Genomic DNA, 18013 nt, shown 5'->3' on the forward strand with positions numbered 1-18013 from the left:
ATAGGAGCCGCGACATGTCCCAACCGCAGATGCCCCATATCCCGGGCATGACCGACACCCTGGATTTCGTCAAGAACCTGTGGGGCAGTATGGGCGTGCCCGGCCTGACCGCGCCCACCCTGTCGGTCGAGGAACTGGACAAGAAAATCAATGACCTGAAGGCCGTCGAAAGCTGGCTCAACCTCAACATGAGCATGCTGCGCGGCAGCATCCAGGCGCTGGAAGTCCAGCGCGGCACGATCGCCACCCTGAAGTCGGTCGGCGCCAGCCTGGCCAGCGCCGTGCAGCAGGGCCACAGCGACCGCTCCATCTTCGACGCCAATCCCTACGCTTCGGCCTTCTTCCACCACGCCCAGGCGGCAGCCGCCAAGCCGGAGCCGGTCAAGCCGGCCCAGCCCGCCGCACAGCCGGCCCCGCCGCCGGCTGCCGAGAGCAAGGCTGATAACAAGGCCGACAGCAAGCCGGACGCCCCGCCGCTGGCCAATCCCGCCATCTGGTGGAATTTGCTGCAGGAACAGTTCAAGCAAGCAGTCTCGACCGCGATGGCATCCGAGGCGGCCATGGCCGACGCGGCCGCGCGCGCCACCGACACGGCGGTCAAGTTCGCCACCGCGGCAGCCGGCGGCAAAGCGGCCAAGGCCGAGACCGCCCCTGCGCCGGAACCGAAGGCCGACACCGGGCCCAAGGAAACAGTCCAGCCCGCCACCAAGCCGCCCGCGAAGGCCGCCAGCGCCTCCGGCCCCAGCAGGGCCAGCACCAGGCCCGCGTCCAAACGCACGCCAGCCGCCAGGAAACCACAGGATTAAGTCTGCACGGCGGGGCGCTGCGGCGCCACGGCCATGTTAAATGGCTACCCTAGGACAACCGCAGGATTCTGATGGCATCCACCAGCCCATCGGACTGGCGCTGCACTTTCTCGATATTGATCAATCCCTCGTCGGCGAGCTTCTGCGCGCCGTCCAGCGCGCCCTGGAAGCTCTCCAGGGTGTCTCCCTTGGCGGTGACGGGCCGTATCCAGGCCACGCCGCCGATTTTCATCTTGCCATACACTTCCTTGGCGATATCTCGCATAGATCAGCCTTTCCGGGGTATCAAGCAATCCAGTGTAATCAGGAGAGCAGGCTGTGACAAGCCACCGTTGCGGCCACCCATCAGTCCGCCACGGGCGCGGCGTCGCCGCTGTCCACCCCGACCTTGGCCAGCACCGCCAGCTGCTCCATCAGCTGGGCGAAGCGCTGCTGACCCGGCGCGATGCGGTCCACGTGCATCAGCACACCGATGGCTTCCTCCGACAGCTCGCGCCGGAAACCATGGGCCTGCATGTACGAGAGCAGGATTTGCGCCGAGTTGAACAGGATGCGCAGGTTGTTGGGCAGGGCGGTACGCGCCTCGCGCATCCATTGCACAGCCTGTTCCAGCTTGCCGGTTTTCCACAGCAGCACGCCCTTGTTCATCATGTCCGACGCCTCATCGCGGGCCTCGCGTATCAGCGCGGCGCCCTCCTCGCCCAGGCGGGCGTTGGCGAAGATGCGCTGCACGTCGTCCAGCAGCACCGGGTTGTCGTGGTTGTTGCGGGTCAGCTCGCGCAGCAGCGCCACCGGCGCCTCCTTGACCCCGACCGCGAACATCAGTGTCGCCATCTCCAGGCTGGTGCCATTGTCCGGCAGGCCGTGCTGGCCGCTTTCCAGCATGCGCTCCAGCTCGTCGCCGGCCTTGCGCGCGCGGCGGAAGTCGCCGCTCTCGTGGTACACCAAGCCCTCGGTAATCTTGGCGCGCAGCACCACCGGATTGCCCTCGAACTGGTGCACGGCCGCATTCAGCAGGCGCACGGCTTCCTTGATGTCGTTCTTGTGGCCGCACACGCGCGCCAGGCCGAAATACGCGTCCACTGTCTTGAGCACCGAGTACTCGCCGATTTCTATGCATTTGCGGAAGGCTTTTTCCGCCAGCGGGATATTGCCCAGCTTGAGCGCCACCATGCCCAGGTTGCGCTGGCGCGGCACCGAGTTGGGCGACAGCTTGGCGGCCTTCTCCAGCACCTCGCAGGCTTCCTCGGTCTTGCCCATCAACAGGCAGGACTGGGCCAGCTGGTCGAAGGCGTCGATATAGAAACGGTTGTCGGTGATCACGGCCTGGAACATCTGGTGCGCCGCCTCCGGTTCGCCGTCGGCCATCAGTATCTTGCCCAGGCCGGCGCGGGCCCAATTGTAGTCGCGCTGGTTCAGCACGTACTCGTACACGGCGCGCGCCTGGTCCGGCTCGCCCGCCTTCAGCAGCAGCGTGGCGCGCATGCGCAGCAGGTCGATCTCGTGCACGTGGTGGATGGCGGCCTGCTCCTGGCACAGGCGCGCGGCGCGCAGGTAATCCTTGTCGCCGTAGGCCTGGTCGATCTCGCGGAAGATCTGCTTCTTCTGCCAGACCCGGTTCAGGCGCGTCAGCAGCACGCCCTCGGTGATGGGCTTGATGATGTAGGCGTCCGGCTGGTGCTCGGCCGCGCCCATGACGGATTCCACGCTTTTTTCAGCCGATACCATCAGCCACACGCTGCTGGGCAGCATCAGGCTGCGGATGCGGGCTTCCTCCAGCACCTGCTGGCCGTTCTTGCCGTCGCCCAGGTTGTAGTCGCACATGACCACGTCGTAGCGGGTCTTGGCCAGCAGCACCATGGCTTCGCCGCCACTGGCGGCCTGGTCGATGTGGCGCGCCCCCAGGTTGCGCAGCGATTCGCGCAGCAGCTGGCGGATGCCGACGAAATCGTCGACGATCAGGTAGCGCTTCTCGGCCCAGTCGACACTGGACGTGGCCTCGGCGCTCATGGCAGGCGCAGCACGAACATGCCGCCGCCCAGCTGGCCGCCGTTTTCCAGCGCCACGCTGCCATGCCGCTGGCGGTGCCGGTGCATGCGCGCCACTTCGCTGGAAAAGTACAGCCCCAGCCCGCTGCTGTTGCTGACGAAGTTGACGCCGCTGCGCTGGCCGTGGCTGGCGGCCGCGCCGGCCTGCAGCAGGGCCGGCGGGAAGCCGGCGCCATTGTCCTCCACCCGCAGCTCCAGGTAGTCGCCGTCGCGCCGCGCCGTCAGGCGGATGCGGTCGCGCGTGTAGCGTACCGCGTTGTTGATGGCGTGTAGCAGCACGCCGATGATCAGGTCTTCGTCCACGGTCCAGATCAGTTCATGCGCCACCTCCACGTCCAGCGTGATGCCGCGCGACTGCAGCAGGATGCGGTCCTGGGCGGCGGCCTGTTCCAGCAGTTCGCTGACCGCCACGGTTTGCGGATCGAAGGGATAGCCGGGCTGGCCGACCTGCTTGTACAGGGCCAGCAGCTGTATCAGGTTGTCGTTCAGGCGCCGGGTCTGGTACAGCATGTGGGCCAGGGCCGGATAGGCGGCCGCCACGTCGCCGCCCACGGCCGCCGGGGCCGGGATGGCGTCCAGCGGGACGGCCGAGGGCGGCGCGTTGGCCAGCAGGTTTTCCAGCGTGCCGCTGAGCACACTGATCGAATTCTTCATGTCATGCACGGTGGAGGCCAGGAACATGCCCAGCCCGGGGGCATCCGTCGGTTCTTCCATGTCGCGCTCTCCGTGGGGTTGTTGCAGGAAAGGATTATATCGCCGCGCCGCCGGGGCCGCCAAGGAGGGCCGGCAAGCGCGCTATTGCTCGCGGCGGCGTTGCTTGAGCAGGAAGCGACCGGGGTCCACGGCGTCGGCCAGGGCCGCCTCCAGCGGCGGCGGCAAGCCCTCCAGCTGCGACACCAGCAGCTCGGCCATCAGCGGCGCCCAGATCAGGCCGCGCGAGGCATAGCCCAGCAGGCCGTACAGGCCCGGCAGGCGCGGCACGTCGGCCAGCTGTTCCAGGCGTCCGGCCGCCGGGTAATCGGGCAGGGCGCCGGCCAGCGGCAGGCGGTCCGGCCCGGCGCAGCGGAAGCCGACCCGGCCCGCCAGCGGCTGCGAGCCCAGATGGGCGCCGGGCAGGATGTCGGCCAGGCGCGCCAGGTTTTCCTCCTGGCTGGACAGGCGCAGCGCGGCATCATCGTCGTTGTCATAGGTGGCGCCAGCCGAAACGATGCCCTCGCTGGGCGGGGTGACATAGGCTTCACGGCACACCACCAGCGGCAGCGCAGGCGCGCCGTGCTCCAGGGCCAGGTGGGTGACCTGGCCGCGCAAGCTCCACAGCGGCAGTTCGGCGGTCTGGGCCAGGGTGCGGGCGCCGGTGCCGTTGGCCACGACGACGGTGGGCGCGACGGCCAGCAGCCGCCCATCGGCATCGCGCGCCTGCCACTGGCCGCCGCTGCGCTCCAGGGTGAGGGCCTCGGCGTGGAACAGGCGGCGCAAGCGCGCGCCGCAGGCATCCAGCATGGCGGCGCAAACGGTGGCGGGCCGGGCCCAGCCGCCCTGCTCGAACAGCCAGCCGCCATGGGGCGTGGCCTGGCCCAGCAGCGCGCCGGCCTGCCGGGCATCCAGCCAGCGCGCGTATTGCTGCGGATAGTTCCAGGCTTCGATCACGTCGCGCTGCACCTGTGCATGGCGGGCGTCGCGCGCCAGCTGCAGCACGCCGCAGCGCGCGCCGGTGAACGCGGCGCCCACGCCACCGAGGCGATCCCAGGCGCGCAGCGCGTGCAGGTAGGCGGCGCGGGACAGGCGGGTGGGAATGTTGTCGTCCTTGGACAGCAGCGGCATGAAGATGCCGGCGCGGTTGCCGGATGCTTCCTGGCCCGGCCCGGCATGGCGTTCCAGCAGGGTGACGTCCCAGCCATGCGCGCACAGGCGCTCGCAGGCGGCGGCGCCGGCCACCCCGGCGCCGATCACGATGGCGCGGCGCACGATGGCGCGGCGCACGATTACGTGCGGTTCTGCGGGGCGCGGCTCCGGGGCGAGCGGCTCGATGTCGAGGCCCCCGGTCGCGCCGCGCCCGGCAGCACGCGGCTCAGCGCCGACGCGTTCGATATCACGGCGCTCAGCTGCCGGCGGCGCGGCGGCGCGCGTTCGGTGTCCGGCGCGGTACTCGGCGCTGATATCGGGCGTATCGCCCACCACGGCGCAGCGGAAACCCACCGCCGCCAGCATCCACACCAGCAGCTCATCCGGCGCGCGCGCCAGCAGCGTGGCGCCGGGCCGCGCCAGCGCCGCCAGCGTGCGCGCCAGCTTTTTCGGGTCCGGCGCGCACAGGCCGTACGGCAGATGGAAATGGTCGACGCCGGCGCGCACCTGCGGTAGCACCACCTCGGCCTCGCCCACCATCAGGTCCAGGGTGACGCGGCCACCATCGAGCGCGATGCGGTGCCAGCCCGGCACCAGCAGCGGCCAGGCCGCGCGCAATTGCGCATCGTCGAACTGCGCGGCTTGCGGCGGCTGCGGCGCCACGGCCAGGTAGTACAGCGGCTGGCCGCAGGCCAGCGCCTGCGCGCGGCACTGCAGGAAATAGGCGCCCTGCCCGAAGCCGGCGTCGAGGATGACGCGCGGCCCGCTCACGACGCCGCCCCGCCCCCGGCCGCGTGGCGGAAACAGCTGGCGTCGTGGTCGTCAACCATGCCTATGCCCTGCATGTAGGCGTAGATGATGGTGGAGCCGACGAACTTGAAGCCCAGCTTGCCCAGATCCCTGGAAATGCGGTCGGATAAATCGGTCTTGACGATGCGCTGCCCGCCGCGGTTGACGATGGGCTGGCCGTCCACGTAGGACCACAGCAAGCCGTCCAGCGTCTGGCCCGAGGCGCGCAGGCGCAGATAGGCCTGGGCATTGCTGATGGCGGCCGCCACCTTCAGCCGGTTGCGCACGATGCCGGGATCGGCCAGCAGCGCCGCCACCTTGTCCGGACCATAGGCCGCGATCTTTTCCGCATCCCAGTTGTCAAACGCCGCGCGGTAGGTGTCGCGCTTGTTCAGGATGGTTTCCCAGCTGAGGCCAGCCTGGGCGCCCTCCAGGTTCAGCATCTCGAACAACGTGCGCTCGTCGTGGCAAGGGACGCCCCATTCATGGTCGTGGTAATCGAGATAGCGGGGATTGGCCGGATTGGCCCAGGAGCAGCGCGGTCGGTCCATGGCGGTGTTGGCTTTAATACGGGAAGCGGCAGTATACCCGCAATACCCTTAGAACCGTTTCAAAAAGACCATGGCGTCGTTACCGCTCCTTGCCGTGCAGGCGCACTGTCTGCGTCGCGGCGCCTAGCCCTGCTCATTTTGAAACAGGTTCTTAGTGATTAGTGATTGAGGTCGCTGGACAGCCCGGTGCGGCGCCGCTCACCGCCCAGCACCAGCGGTCCGGGCAGGTTGCTGACGATGCGCACCTGGCCTTCGGCCAGGGCCTCGCCGGGCTGGCGCATCAGGCGCGCAAAGATGCCGTCGGCGCTGGTCTGCGCGGTGCTGTACAGCGCGGCCCAGGCGTTGCGGCCGGAGCGCTTGGCGATGTACAGGCCCTGGTCGGCCAGCTCCACCACCTGCGACCAGCTCAACAGGCGCGGCTGCTCCGGCAGGAAGGGGAAGCAGCAGAAGCCGATGGAACAGGTGCGCGGCAGGGGCTGGCCGTCCGGCAGCACGAAATCGCGCTCGGCCACGGCGCGCCGCATGCGCTCGGCCACCACATGGGCGTCATCGCGCTGGGTGGCGCGCGCCAGCACCAGGAATTCCTCGCCGCCCCAGCGGATCAGGTAGTCGGATTCGCGGAACACTTCGCGCAGGCGTTCCTGCATCTGCACCAGGATGGAATCGCCGGCCGCGTGGCCGTAGCGGTCGTTGACTTCCTTGAAGTGGTCCAGGTCCACCATGAAGAACACCAGGTCCTTGGCGGCCGCCACGTCGCACTCGTTGAGCTGGCGGTGCAGGCCATGGTCGTAGGCCCGCAGGCTCATGGCCACGTCGGCGTCCACATTCTGCAGGAAGAAGCGGCGGTTGCGCAGGCCGGTCAGCTGGTCGGTCAGGCTGACCTCTTCCAGCGCCTTGTAGGCCTGCTCCAGCTCCAGGTTCTTTTCCAGCAGCTGCTCCTGGGTCGCGCTCAGGGTGCGCAGGGTGGCCGCCACCTGCCGGTAGGCGCTGGCGTTGTCCAGCGCGATGGCGCCATAGGCGCACAGGTTGCGGAAGATCAGCAGCTCGCGTTCGCCATAGGCGCGCGGCTGCAGCGATTGCACGGTCATCACGCCCAGCACCCGCTCGCCAATGCGCAACGGCGCGAACAGCAGGCTGCGGGTGGGCAGGGTGCCGGGGATCAGGTTGGGGGTGGCGCCGTCGGCCTCGATCAGGATTTCGCGCCGCTCGCGCAGGCAGCGCGCCGTGTTGGCGCGCGGGTCGGACACGGCGATGCGCAGCGGCGCCAGCGCCTTGCCGGCCTCGACCCCGAAGGCGCAGCTCAGGTGCCCGCCGTCCGGCTCCAGCAGGAACACGGAAAAGTGGGTGGCGTCCAGCAGGTTATGCACCTGGCGGTCCAGCACCCGCAGCACGGCGCCGGCGTCCAGCTGGGCCGTGATCTCCTGGCCGATGGCGCCCAGGCGGGCCAGCGTGTCGCCGGTCTGCGCCAGTACTTCGGCGCGCTCGGCTTGGGCGGCCGCCAGCTGGCGGTGGTGCTCGCCCTCGGTCTGGGCGCGTTCGGTCTGGTACTGCACCTGCATGGCGATGGCGCGGTTGGTGGCCTGCAGCTGGTGGCCGTGGTCGCGCGCGACGCCGGCCTGCCGCGCCACGGCATAGGCGCGCGCATAGTCGCCGCGGGCCGCGTGGCGGCTGGCCAGGGCGTCCAGCAGGGCCCCCGGCACCAGGTAGCCGTCGATGGCGCCCGCCAGCGCCAGCGCGCGCTCCAGATAGTGCTGGGCCGGGTCGGCCCCTTCCAGACCGGACGGCGCGGGCAAGGCATGGCGCATGTGGATCTCGGCCAGCACCTTGAGGGCGGCGATCTCGCCGCTGGGATTGCCATGCGCGCGCGCCAGGGCCAGCGCCGCCTCGGCCGCCTCCAGCGCCTCCACCGCCCGCCCCAGATGCGATAGGGCATGGGCCTGGCCGCGCCGCGCGCTGATGCCGAAATCGGGCTGGGCCAGGGCGTCGCCGCGCGCCGCCAGGCGGATGAAGCTGTCCAGCGCCGCCGCGTGGCTGCCCAGGTCCAGCGCCAGGTCGCCCTGGTATTCCAGTGCCATCGCATAGGCGCGCGAGCCGGACAGCGGCGCCAGGGTCTGCAGGGCCTCGCGCAGCAGGGCCTGGGCCGACTCGCGCTGGCCCAGCAGGCGCAGGGTCTCGGCGGTCTGCATCAAACACATGCCTATGCTGTGGGGCCAGCCGGTGGGACGGGCCAGCGCCAGGCCGCGCTGCATCCATTCCAGCGCCGCGTCATGCGCGTTCAGGCAGGTGAAGCCATGGCCGATATTGGCGGCGATGATGATGGCGCGACGCGGCTGTCCGCAGGCCAGGGCAGCCTCGTAGGCGCGCATCAGGTGGCCGATGGCGCGGCCGTATTCGCCGCCCTGGATGGCGGCGGTGCCCAGATAGTCACTGATCCAGCCGGCCGCCGCCGGCGCCAGCCCATCGAGCCCGGCGCTAAAGCGGTCCTGCCAGGCCAGCCGGGCCGACTGCCAGTCGCCGAACACGGCGCAGATGGCGCGCGCGGCGTCGATCACGTCTTGCCGCACAGGATCGGCGGCGGCGCGGGCGTGGCCGGCAGCCTGGTCCAGCAGCTGGCCGCCTCGCCGGCCATGGCCGCGGTCATTGGCGATCCACGCCTGCAGCCAGCGGCAGTCGGCACGGGCGGCCTCGCTCCCCGGCGCGCCGCCCACGCCGTCCAGCAGCCGCAGGGCTTGCGCCGCCAGGTCGTCGGCTTGGTCCAGCCCGGCCTCCAGCCAATAGCCTTCCGCAGCCACCAGCAGCAGGCGGGCGCGCGCCACAGCCGCCTGCGGCGGCGCCAGCACTTCCAGCAGGGGCGCCAGCTCGGCGCCGACAGCATGGGCGCGGGCCGGCGCGCGCTGGCGCAAGTGCCAGGCCAACGCCAGCAACAGGGACAGCCGCTCCCCGCCCTGCGCCACCGGCAAGTCCTGCTCCCACTGCGTCAGCGCCGCATCCGGCGCAAACAAGTCCACCAATTCGATTCCTTAAGCTGGAGAGACAACATTGTTGCTCTGGCGAACATACGCCATGCAGCATTATTCCACAGTTTTTCCACTGTGCATCTTTCCGCTCGTGGACCCGCCGGCATTATTGTGGTTTGCCGTCCCTGGCGCCCGCCAGCTTGGTCACTTCCTGCAGGTGGGCGTCGATGGTGGGCTGCAGCTTGGCGGCCAGGGCCTTCACGTCGGCATCCTTGGCCTTGGAGGCCGAGCTGCTGGCCAGCTGGTGCGCGGCCTTGTGGTCCTTGACGCCGGCCTGGGCCAGGTAGGCGCGGTCGAAGGCCTCGCCGCTCAGCTTGGACAGCTTGTCGGCGGCCTGCTTGTGCTTGGCGTCGGGCTCGGTCGGCAGGGTAACACTCTTGCTCTGCGCCACCTGCTGGACTTCCTGCAAGCCCTTGGTGTGGTCGTCGACCATCTTCTGGCCGAAGCTTTTCACGTCGGCGCTCTGGCCTTTTTCCACGGCCAGCTTGCCAGTCGCGATTTCGGCCAGGTTGGCCTGGGCCAGGTCGGCCAGGATTTTCTGGTCGCCCTTGGCCAGCTGCTGGGCATGGACGGTGGATACGGCGGCCAGCAGGGCCAGGCCGCCTATCAGTTTTTGCATTGCCATCATGGACTCCTGTCAGGAAAACAACGGGAGTCCATTGTATGGGCGCGGACCGGGCCGTCCGCGCACCATACCTTTGCACAACTAACGTGCTGCTGGCTGGGGCTGGCTGATCTTGATCAGGCGCGAGCGCATCACATCGTTGGCCGCCGGGCCGGGCGCGAACATGTAATCCTCGTCGTTGATGGCCAGGCCGCTGTTGGCGTCCACCAGCACCTGGTCGGCCGGCTTGCCGGTTTCACGGCTCACCACCAGCAGGCTGGCGCCCTCAGGCGCCAGGTGCTCGTTGCCCCAGGCAATAAAGGCCAGCAGCACCGGCTTGAAGTCGCGCCCGGCCTTGGTCAGCACGTATTCATAGCGCGGCGGGCGGGAACTGTACTGGCGACGCTCCATCAGCCCGCCCTCGACCAGCCCGGCCAGGCGGCGGGTCAGCATATTGGGGGCGATCTTCAGGCTCTTTTCAAATTCGTCGAAACGCGACAGACCGTAGAACGCATCACGCAGTATCAGGATGCTCCACCACTCTCCTACTTTGCCCAGGCTGCGGGCGATGGGGCAAGGCATGAGGCCGAAATCGGTATGCTTCATTTTTGACTCCTTTTATGGTTGGAATGAACAGCGGTAGACCCAGGCAAAACCGGCATGACTTTCAATTTAGGTGCAAGAAAGTGCGACATTTGCCCAAGGCGAGTCTCACTTTCCCCACAGTGACAATGTGTGATATTTGCGGCAGCAAAACTCACGCGCGGTCGCCTCACCGCGTACTCTGGCTTCCCTATGAAAACATGGCATCCGCCGCGTTTGCCACAGCCTCAAAAATAGGACAAAAAAGGGCTGCGCAAACTCTCCAAAACTCACATATTGACGTAAGGAAATTTCGATATAGAATGTGTATATCGCGAGAATGTTGATGCACGGTAAAATTACTTCCTACAGAGACATCTCCGACACCGCACCATCCCTGCAAATATCGGACTTTCTCACAAAATTGCCACCCGGAATTACGTGGCGCCCTGGTCCAGATGTGGTGGCTGCACGCCAGTTACGCACTTAAACAATGTGTGTCAAAAATGAAAAAAATTGCCTTTACTCTCGCTGTTGCCGTGGTTTCCTTGCCCATGCTGGCCCAGGCCGCCGGAAAGAACGCCAGCACCACCATGCAGGTGACCTTCACCGTCAAGGACAGCTGCACCGTGCAAACCGCCACCGACAGGCAAAACGCGCAGCCGGCCGTCGCTTGCCAGCTCGGCACTCCATATCAGGTCCAGCGCGCCTCGGCCCAGCCGGCGGCCCAAGCCACCACCAGCGCCAACAGCAGCGCCATCCAGCAGCAGCGTCCCGGGGCGCAGGACTGGGTGGTATATTTCTGACTCCCCCGCCAAAAAATGATGGTCGCCGTGACCGTATCCTTGTAATCCGCCGGCGACGGCGTGCTTTGCGCCGGCACCATGCCATAGATGGTCACACTATCCTGGCTGCCGGTTCCCGTTCCCCCCACCGTCTGGGTGCCGGCGCTGCCGTCACCCCACACCGGCCCGTCCAGGCTGCCCGACAAACTGTAGACGATGCGCTCGCTGCCATTGCCGAGGTTTTGCATCTGGCGCGCCGCCACATTGTTGGACACGGTACCGCCGTTGAGCGCGATCTGGTAGGCCGCGCCCTTGCTGCACAGCACGCGGATGGCGGCCGTGCTGCGCACCGGCGCACTCAGCACCGCCGCCGAACCGAAAGACAGCGGGTCGGCCGTGATGGTGCAGTCGCTGCTGATGTCGGCCTTCACCTGGAATGGAAAGCTGCCGGTGCCGCCCAGCGTGCACAGCTGCACCCCGCTCAGGAAGAAGGAATAGTTCATGGTGGTGGCTGCGGCAAAGCTGGCGCTGTAGGTGGCGGTGGCATTGATGGCGGTCGGTACCGTGGTGGCGATGCTGCTGCTGTAGGGAATGAAGCCATAGATGGTGACGTCGGTAAAGCGCGACGCCACTCCGGTGCCGCTGCCGCGCGACATGGCGATGTTGATGCTGGCGCCCTGCGCCACCGAGCCCCAGGGCTGGGTGCGGGCGGCGTCGCGGTACAGGTTGTAGGGTATCGACACCCCGCTGGTGGCGTTGAACAGGTTGCGCGCCGTATAGCTGCTGGCGTTGGTGCCCGGCCCCAGGCCCAGGCAGACCGACACTTCCGGGAACAGGGCCAGGCCAGTGCCCGCGTTGAGTAGATCCCAGGTGCAGGTCACGCGCGCCGTGGCCGTGACCGCGTTGCCAGCCGTGTTGATGGTGCTGGCGGGCGTGAACACCACGTCGGTCATGGCCACCGAGCAGCTGTCGGCGCGCGCCTGGCCGCACAGCAGCGCCAGCAGCAAGGCCAGCAGCCAGCCGGCCCGCTTCATGGCGCGCTCCTGCACACCAGGGGTCCCAGCAGCGGCAGTGCCGGACCATCCTTGGCCGCATAGGGGAAACGCACCAGGCAGCGCGCGGCGCCGCTGCCTACCTCCAGCGTGTTGTTTTCTTGCAAGCCATCGATGAAGGCCACGCCGTCGAACCCGGCCACGGTGGCGGCCCCGCTTTCCAGGTGGCGCACCGGGGTGCCGGGCGCGACCGGCTGGCCACCGGCGCCGTGCAGGATGACGCTGGCGGCCCGGTATTTCTCCACCATGAATGCAGCCAGCACGCCCGACAGGCGGGCCGGCACCAGGGTCTGGCGCGCACTGGCGATGCGCGCATCGAGCGGCAGGCCGCTGCTGTCGATGGCAACCTGGTTGCCCATGTAGGGCGTAAGGTTGGGCACTAGCAGGTAGCCGCCGCCATTGGTGGCGCCCACCAGCCGGTTTTCCTGCAGCACCGGCACGCCGGGCACGCCGGTGGACACCAGTGCGAAGCTGCTGCCCACCTGGCGCGCCGGCTGCAGCGTGCCATCCATCAGCACCAGCGATCCGGCCAGGTCCAGGGTGCTGCTGCGCTGGCCGCCGTATTCCTGTACGAAAGCGGTGGCCTGGCCATAGTTGCCCAGGTATTGCAGCTGGCCCTGGCGCACCGCCGTGCCATCGTTGTCCAGCGACTGCAGGCTCCAGCCCAGGCCGCCGCCATAGTCAGGGCTGCGCTGCAGGCCCAGGCCGCGCGTTCGCACCCCGTCCTGGCGCGCCTGGCTGGCGCTGAGCGCGACGCGCCCGCCCAGCGTCATGCCCAGGCTGAGGTTGATCCCGCGCACCGTGCGGTCGTCGAGATCGCGGAAGGCGCTCAGGCTGACAAAGGCCCCGCCCCACAGCGGCGCCGTGTAGGCCAGCGAGGCGACCCGCGCGCGCGGCGCGCCCGGCACCTGGTAGGCCACGTAGTTGGCGCCCACGCTGTGGCCGCGCACCAGGGCCAGGTTGACGCTGGCGCGGTCGCTAAGGCGCGCCGGAGCACCGCCGCCGGCCGTGCCCAGGTCGGCATAGCCGGCGCTGGCGCGGGTGCGCTGCAGGTCGATGCCGAAGCGCGGATGGACATACTGGTAACCCAGGCTGGCCTGGCGCCCGTTGCGGCCCAGGTCCTTTTCTCCTGGCTGGCCCGGCGCGCCGTCCGGCCCGGGCTGGCCCGCCATGAGGACCCGCACGGCGGAGCCCGCGCTGGCGGCCAGCGAGGCGCTCACCACCCCGCCCAGGCCCAGCCGCCACAACATGCCGGCGCCGCCGTTCAGCATGCCGCCGCCGCCCTCGCCATGGGCTTCCACCGTCAGCAATTCGCTCAGGCCGCGCCGCAGCGTAGCGCTGGCCAGCGGCGCGCCGCCGTAGCGGAATGAGCGCAGGCCATAGTCGCGCCGCAGCACGCCCAGCTCCACCGAATAGTCGGCGAGGCCGGGGGCCAGCATGCGCGTGTCCACGTACAGCGGCAGGCTGGTGGAAACGGCGCGCCCGGCCGCGTCGCGGGTCACCAGCGTGGCCACCCCGGCGCCGCTGATGCCGGCCACCTGGTTCACCACGAAGGGCCCGGCCGGCACCGTGGTGTCGACCTGGCGCACGCCGTTGATGTACAGGCTGACGGCGCTGGGCACCACGGCCGAGCCGCCCAGGCTGGCCACGGGAAAGGTCAGCAGGTCGGGCCGCAGGCCGAAATTCTTGTTCCACTGCACACCACCCATGCGCACCGAGCGGCTCCAGCTGAGCGAGGATGAAATCAGGTCGCCCACCTGCCAGGTTTCCAGGGTGGCGGGATCGGCCCGGCTCCAGCTGGTGTCGTAGCGCAAGTACTGGCTGCCCGCGCTGTTGCGGGTGGCCACGCCGTTGCTGCTGAACACGCCCCGGCTGTCGAAATAGCGCACTTCGTGCACCATGGCGTGGCTGTGATTGGTGCCGAGCTGGCTGAACAGGTCGTAGTTGAGCAGCCAACCCGGCGTGACGCTGGCCTGGCCGGCCACGGGCACGGTGCGCGCCGACAGCTGGGCCGGGGTGCGCAGGCTGTCGTCCAGGGTCAGCTCCAGGCTCTGGCGGGCCGCGTCGTAGCGGTAGCGCAGGCCCCGTATGCTGTCGAGCAGGAATTCGCTGCGGCCGTCCACGCCGAACAGCAGCGGGTCCAGGCCCAGCTCGCGCAGGTTCTGCACGCTGCTGCGCAAGCCGCCGCTGCCGCGAACGAAACGCAATATCTGCCCGCTGGCCTCCCCGTTCACGCTCACCTCCAGAAACAATTCCTCGTCCACGGCGGCGGCCTGGCGGGCGCATACGCCGGCCGGCCAGGCGCCGCCCAGCAGCGCCGCGCACGCCAGTCCCACGCCGCCGCCCGGCCAGGATTTCATAGGGCGGCCGTGGTGGCGCTTTGCGGCTTGGTGTTGATGGTGGTGCGCACCGTCAGCGCGCCGCGCAGGTCCGCCTTGCCCAATGCCGGCGGCAACTGCCACACCCGGGTGCGGCCCGCCAGCACATAGCCGAACAGACCCTCCGACACCAGGAAGGATTGGCCGGCCGGGTTGATCAGGGTCAGGGCGCCGATCTGGGCCCGCTGCCGGCCGCTATTGTGGACGCGCGGCATCCACTCTCCATCCTGCCGAAAACAGGTCCAGGCCAGGACCGGCACGCCGCTTTCGTCGGGCGGCAGCACGAACAGGGGCACGGAATACTGGAGCCGGATGTCCACTCCGCTGGTGGCCGGCTGGCCGGCGCCCGGGATTTCGTCGATCAAAATGCGGTAGCTCAGTTCGCTGGTGGATGGCTGGTCGCTGCGCCGCACCAGGTATCACCTGGCTGCTGCGGGCAGCGATCTGCACGATGGGCGGACTGGCCACCACGTCCTGGGTGGCGCTGAGCTCGTCGCCGGCGCCGCTCTGGTCCCAGCGGAACACCCGCACCTGGCCATACACCGGGGCCTCGCCCAGGTTCTGCAGGCTGATCCCGGCCGCGCCCTGGCCGGCGCGCAGGATGATCATCACCGGCGAAATCTGCAGGTTGGCCGCGCGCGCCCACGCCCGGCAGCGCCAGGATGCCGGTTAGCAGCCACAGCAGCCAGCGCGCCGCGCGCATGGTCAGAAGTACACCGTGGCCGTGATGGTGGATTTGTAGGTGTCCGGCTGCGGCGTGGACTGGGCCGGCACCACGCCGTACACGGTCAGCGCCTGGGCGGTGCCGGTGCCGGTGCCGGCCTTGGTGTCGGTACCCTGCGCATTGCCCCAGTTGGTGGCGCCGGCCGTCTGGTACAGCGAGTAGGCCACGGTGCTGGTATTGCCGCCGGTGGTGCCGCTCATGTAGCGGGCCGAGGTGGTCGAGCCGGTGCCGGTGCCGGCGTTCAGGCCCACGGCGTAGGGCGTGGTGCTGGTACAGGTCACGGTCAGCGTGGTGTTGACCGAGACCGCCGAGGCCAGCACGCCCTGGGTCTGGCCGAAGTCCAGGTTGTTGGCCGCGATGGTGCAGTCGGCGATGATCTTCAGGGTGACGTCGAAGTTCACGGTACGGCTGGCGGCATCGGCCAGGCCGTGGACGCCGAGGGTGGCGGCCGCCGCCAGGGCGGCCAGGGTGCGGGTGCTGCGGATGCCAAACATAATTCCTCCAGGATATCGACAGAAGTGCCGGGCCTGCCTGGCAGAAAATTGCCGCTAATCAACACTTGGTTCATTATGTGTGATCTGGAAAAGGCGTGCTTTTGCAGCAGGCGGCCACGCCTTTGCTGGCGGCGGTACGTTACAAAAATCTGCCTGGATGCGAACAATACGCAACAGCGGTTTCGACATGTTTATACAGGATGGCTACACCGCCTGCCGCCTGCTGAAGGCCCATCCGGCCACGCAGGACATCCCGATTATTTTCATCAGCAGCAACGATGGCGACGACGATCGCATCCTTGGCCTGTCCATAGGCGGGGTCGATTTCGTGTCCAAGCCATTCTCGGCTGGGGAACTGGCGGCCCGCATCCAGGTTCACCTGGGCCTTGTGCGGCGCTACGACGCCGCAGCGGACGCCGTCACGGTGGCGGCCGCCAAGCGGCTGATCGTCGAGCACCTGGCCGACCTGCCCAGCCTGGCCGAGATCGCGCGCCTGGTCGGTACCCACCGCGAAAAGCTGAGCCAGGTGTTCCGCCAGCAAACTGGGGCCACCGTGTTCGCTTATATCCGTGAGGAGCGCATCCGGCGCGGCGAACAGCTGCTGCGCGACACCGACATGGAGGTGCAGGATATCGCCATGCTGATCGGCTTCCAGAACGCCGGCAATTTCGCCACCGCCTTCCGCGCCCGCACCGGGGTCACGCCCAGCGCCTTCCGCCAGGCGCTGCAGCGTCAGCCCGGCTGAGCCTGCATGCGGCGGCGCCAGAAATACCAGGAGGCGGCCGCGTTCAGCCAGTAGAAGGCGTACAGCAAGGCGGTCAGGTACAGGCCACGGCTGGCGTACAGCGGCACCGATACCGTGTTCACCAGCAGCCAGAACGGCCAGCTCTCGATGCGCCTTCCCATCAGCAGCAGCTGGGCCACGATGGAAAAGGCCAGCACCGCCGAATCGATGAAGGGAGCGTAGGCATTGGTCCAGGCCTGCAGCATCAGGCCGTAGGCCAGGGTGCCGGCCAGGGCCACGCCCACCATCCAGGCCAGCGCGGCCGGACGCACGCGGGCGATGGGCAGCGCGGCCCCGCCATTGCCGCGCAGCCACTGCAGCCAGCCCAGCAGGCAGGTGACAATGAAAAAGACTTGCAGCGCCACGTCGGCATACAGGTTGACGCCGTAGAACAGCACGGCCAGCATGGAACAGCCCAGCACGCCGAGCCACCATGAATGCACATTGTTGCGGCCGGCCAGCACGATGGACACCGTCATGACGGCGTTGGCGGCGATTTCCAGGAATGAGGTCAAGCGGGCTTCCTTCCTGCCAGGGATGAGAACGGGCTATTCTCGTCCACGGCGCGCCGCCAGGCAAGCGGCGGCATCATCAATCACTTGAAGAAAGATGGTATTTCTGGCAAATTACAGCCTCGCAACCTGGAAAGAACTACATGCACGCGCGTCGCAGTTGGTCCGCACTGGCGTTCGCGCACTTCGCCGTCCTGGCCGCGACAGCACCGGCCTCATCAGCGGTAGGCGCCGCAGCGCCGGGCTGTACGCTGGCGGTGGCGCTGGAACAGTGGCCGCCTTATCTCTACTCGCAGGCCGACGGCGCCGCCGCCGGCCTCGACCTCGAACTGGTCCGCGCCATCCTGCGCGAGGCCGGCTGTACCTTGCGCCTGACGGCCGAGCTGCCGCCCGCACGCCGCCTGCGTCTGTTCCAGTCCGGCCAGCTGGACTTGCTGCTGGCGGCCTCCGACACCGCCGAGCGGCGCCGCTACGGCCGCTACAGCCTGCCCTACCGGCACGAGACGGTCGGCCTGTTCAGCCTGGCCACGCACCAGTCGCGCTATCGTGGCGTGACCAGCCTGGAGGCGCTGGCGCGCCTGCGCCTGCCGCTGCTGGCGCCCAAGGTCGGCTGGTACGGGCCGGCTTATGACGCGCTGCAGCCGCGCCTGGAGCAACAGGGATTGCTCAGCACCTTCCTCGGCTTCCAGCAGGGCATACGCATGCTAGCCGCCGGCCGCGCCGGCCTGCTGCTGGGCGACGTGGCCGCCGTGCGCCATGCGGCGCGCGAACAGCAGGTGGAAGTCGCACTGCTGCCGGTGCCGGTGCTGCGCGCGCCGGTGCACCTGCTGCTGAACCGTATCAGCACCACGCCCGAGCAGTTGGCCGCCATCGACGCCGCCATCCGGCGCCTCGAGCAGCGCGGGGCGCTGGGCGCCATCCGCGCCCGCTACGGCGCCGATTGAGCTGCCGATGCACGCACCGGCTCGTAAAATCCGCTATAATTCCTGACAAGAAATAGCACTTTATCCTGTGCACCTCCCCACGGCGCCCTGCCCCCTTCCCC

The 18013-nt window shown here is 68.5% G+C and carries 17 protein-coding genes and 1 pseudogene; 4 read left to right on the forward strand and 14 right to left on the reverse strand.

Annotated elements, in window-relative coordinates; translation table 11 throughout:
• Positions 1–14: 14 nt before the first annotated feature.
• Positions 15–806 carry a PhaM family polyhydroxyalkanoate granule multifunctional regulatory protein gene (locus tag ACLB1G_RS08790; protein ID WP_491626828.1) on the forward strand — a complete coding sequence of 264 codons (792 nt, stop codon included), beginning with the start codon at positions 15–17 and terminating at the stop codon, positions 804–806.
• Between the two features lie 49 nt (positions 807–855).
• Here ACLB1G_RS08790 and ACLB1G_RS08795 read toward each other — a convergent pair whose 3' ends face one another.
• From ACLB1G_RS08795 to ACLB1G_RS08830, 8 genes are all read right to left on the reverse strand, one after another.
• A complete protein-coding gene (locus ACLB1G_RS08795) occupies positions 856–1071 on the reverse strand; it encodes a hypothetical protein (RefSeq protein WP_491626829.1) in 216 nt (71 codons plus the stop codon).
• Positions 1072–1151: 80 nt separating this feature from the next.
• Positions 1152–2816 carry a tetratricopeptide repeat protein gene (locus ACLB1G_RS08800; RefSeq protein ID WP_491626830.1) on the reverse strand — a complete coding sequence of 555 codons (1665 nt, stop codon included), beginning with the start codon at positions 2814–2816 and terminating at the stop codon, positions 1152–1154.
• Positions 2813–3568: a sensor histidine kinase gene (locus tag ACLB1G_RS08805; RefSeq protein ID WP_491626831.1), complete on the reverse strand. Its 756-nt coding sequence runs from the start codon at positions 3566–3568 to the stop codon at positions 2813–2815. Before ACLB1G_RS08805 ends, ACLB1G_RS08800 begins: the two co-directional genes overlap by 4 nt.
• Before the next feature lie 81 nt (positions 3569–3649).
• A complete protein-coding gene (gene mnmC1, locus ACLB1G_RS08810; RefSeq protein ID WP_491626832.1) occupies positions 3650–5467 on the reverse strand; it encodes an FAD-dependent 5-carboxymethylaminomethyl-2-thiouridine(34) oxidoreductase MnmC1 in 1818 nt (605 codons plus the stop codon).
• On the reverse strand, positions 5464–6036 hold the full coding sequence (locus ACLB1G_RS08815) for a DNA-3-methyladenine glycosylase I (protein ID WP_491626833.1): 573 nt from the start codon (positions 6034–6036) through the stop codon (positions 5464–5466). Before ACLB1G_RS08815 ends, mnmC1 begins: the two co-directional genes overlap by 4 nt.
• Before the next feature lie 158 nt (positions 6037–6194).
• Positions 6195–9044, reverse strand: coding sequence for a diguanylate cyclase (locus ACLB1G_RS08820; protein ID WP_491627265.1), 2850 nt, complete (start codon positions 9042–9044; stop codon positions 6195–6197).
• Positions 9045–9159: 115 nt separating this feature from the next.
• A complete protein-coding gene (locus ACLB1G_RS08825; protein WP_491626834.1) occupies positions 9160–9681 on the reverse strand; it encodes a DUF4142 domain-containing protein in 522 nt (173 codons plus the stop codon).
• A gap of 78 nt (positions 9682–9759) precedes the next feature.
• Positions 9760–10263, reverse strand: a complete 504-nt coding sequence (locus ACLB1G_RS08830; protein WP_491626835.1) for a winged helix-turn-helix transcriptional regulator — start codon at positions 10261–10263, stop codon at positions 9760–9762.
• Between the two features lie 515 nt (positions 10264–10778).
• Between ACLB1G_RS08830 and ACLB1G_RS08835 the strand changes: the two genes are divergently transcribed.
• Positions 10779–11045 (forward strand): hypothetical protein, encoded by a 267-nt coding sequence (locus tag ACLB1G_RS08835; RefSeq protein ID WP_491626836.1) that lies wholly within the window; start codon positions 10779–10781, stop codon positions 11043–11045.
• Here the strand turns inward: ACLB1G_RS08835 and ACLB1G_RS08840 are convergent.
• The 5 genes and pseudogenes from ACLB1G_RS08840 to ACLB1G_RS08860 form a co-directional block, all read right to left on the reverse strand.
• Entirely contained in the window at positions 10934–12058 is a 1125-nt protein-coding gene (locus tag ACLB1G_RS08840) for a Csu type fimbrial protein (protein ID WP_491626837.1), read from the reverse strand. The two genes, ACLB1G_RS08835 and ACLB1G_RS08840, sit on opposite strands and share 112 nt — an antisense overlap.
• Positions 12055–14436 (reverse strand): fimbria/pilus outer membrane usher protein, encoded by a 2382-nt coding sequence (locus tag ACLB1G_RS08845; protein WP_491626838.1) that lies wholly within the window; start codon positions 14434–14436, stop codon positions 12055–12057. The genes ACLB1G_RS08840 and ACLB1G_RS08845 overlap by 4 nt, the downstream gene beginning before the upstream one ends.
• A complete protein-coding gene (locus tag ACLB1G_RS08850) occupies positions 14433–14867 on the reverse strand; it encodes a fimbrial biogenesis chaperone (protein WP_491627276.1) in 435 nt (144 codons plus the stop codon). Before ACLB1G_RS08850 ends, ACLB1G_RS08845 begins: the two co-directional genes overlap by 4 nt.
• A gap of 64 nt (positions 14868–14931) precedes the next feature.
• A pseudogene (locus ACLB1G_RS08855) lies at positions 14932–15063 on the reverse strand (molecular chaperone); the annotation flags it as partial.
• 96 nt (positions 15064–15159) lie between these two features.
• Positions 15160–15672, reverse strand: coding sequence for a Csu type fimbrial protein (locus tag ACLB1G_RS08860; RefSeq protein ID WP_491626839.1), 513 nt, complete (start codon positions 15670–15672; stop codon positions 15160–15162).
• Between the two features lie 157 nt (positions 15673–15829).
• On the opposite strand from ACLB1G_RS08860, the gene ACLB1G_RS08865 reads away from it, so the two are divergent.
• Positions 15830–16417: a helix-turn-helix transcriptional regulator gene (locus tag ACLB1G_RS08865; protein ID WP_491626840.1), complete on the forward strand. Its 588-nt coding sequence runs from the start codon at positions 15830–15832 to the stop codon at positions 16415–16417.
• Here ACLB1G_RS08865 and pnuC read toward each other — a convergent pair.
• Positions 16405–16971 carry a nicotinamide riboside transporter PnuC gene (gene pnuC, locus ACLB1G_RS08870; RefSeq protein WP_491626841.1) on the reverse strand — a complete coding sequence of 189 codons (567 nt, stop codon included), beginning with the start codon at positions 16969–16971 and terminating at the stop codon, positions 16405–16407. The genes ACLB1G_RS08865 and pnuC overlap by 13 nt on opposite strands.
• A gap of 140 nt (positions 16972–17111) precedes the next feature.
• Here pnuC and ACLB1G_RS08875 point away from each other — a divergent pair, with 140 nt between their 5' ends.
• Positions 17112–17912 (forward strand): substrate-binding periplasmic protein, encoded by an 801-nt coding sequence (locus ACLB1G_RS08875; protein WP_491626842.1) that lies wholly within the window; start codon positions 17112–17114, stop codon positions 17910–17912.
• Positions 17913–18013: the final 101 nt, after the last annotated feature.

The sequence above is a fragment of the Duganella kummerowiae genome, assembly GCF_053572355.1.

Coding starts and splice junctions, on each gene's coding strand:
- ACLB1G_RS08805 (WP_491626831.1), bottom strand. CDS start 3,568: ATGGAAGAACCGACGGATGCCCCCGGGCTGGGCATGTTCCTGGCCTCC.
- ACLB1G_RS08845 (WP_491626838.1), bottom strand. CDS start 14,436: ATGAAATCCTGGCCGGGCGGCGGCGTGGGACTGGCGTGCGCGGCGCTG.
- ACLB1G_RS08875 (WP_491626842.1), top strand. CDS start 17,112: ATGCACGCGCGTCGCAGTTGGTCCGCACTGGCGTTCGCGCACTTCGCC.
- ACLB1G_RS08825 (WP_491626834.1), bottom strand. CDS start 9,681: ATGATGGCAATGCAAAAACTGATAGGCGGCCTGGCCCTGCTGGCCGCC.
- ACLB1G_RS08800 (WP_491626830.1), bottom strand. CDS start 2,816: ATGAGCGCCGAGGCCACGTCCAGTGTCGACTGGGCCGAGAAGCGCTAC.
- ACLB1G_RS08865 (WP_491626840.1), top strand. CDS start 15,830: ATGCGAACAATACGCAACAGCGGTTTCGACATGTTTATACAGGATGGC.
- ACLB1G_RS08790 (WP_491626828.1), top strand. CDS start 15: ATGTCCCAACCGCAGATGCCCCATATCCCGGGCATGACCGACACCCTG.
- ACLB1G_RS08795 (WP_491626829.1), bottom strand. CDS start 1,071: ATGCGAGATATCGCCAAGGAAGTGTATGGCAAGATGAAAATCGGCGGC.
- ACLB1G_RS08830 (WP_491626835.1), bottom strand. CDS start 10,263: ATGAAGCATACCGATTTCGGCCTCATGCCTTGCCCCATCGCCCGCAGC.
- ACLB1G_RS08815 (WP_491626833.1), bottom strand. CDS start 6,036: ATGGACCGACCGCGCTGCTCCTGGGCCAATCCGGCCAATCCCCGCTAT.
- ACLB1G_RS08840 (WP_491626837.1), bottom strand. CDS start 12,058: ATGAAGCGGGCCGGCTGGCTGCTGGCCTTGCTGCTGGCGCTGCTGTGC.
- ACLB1G_RS08860 (WP_491626839.1), bottom strand. CDS start 15,672: ATGTTTGGCATCCGCAGCACCCGCACCCTGGCCGCCCTGGCGGCGGCC.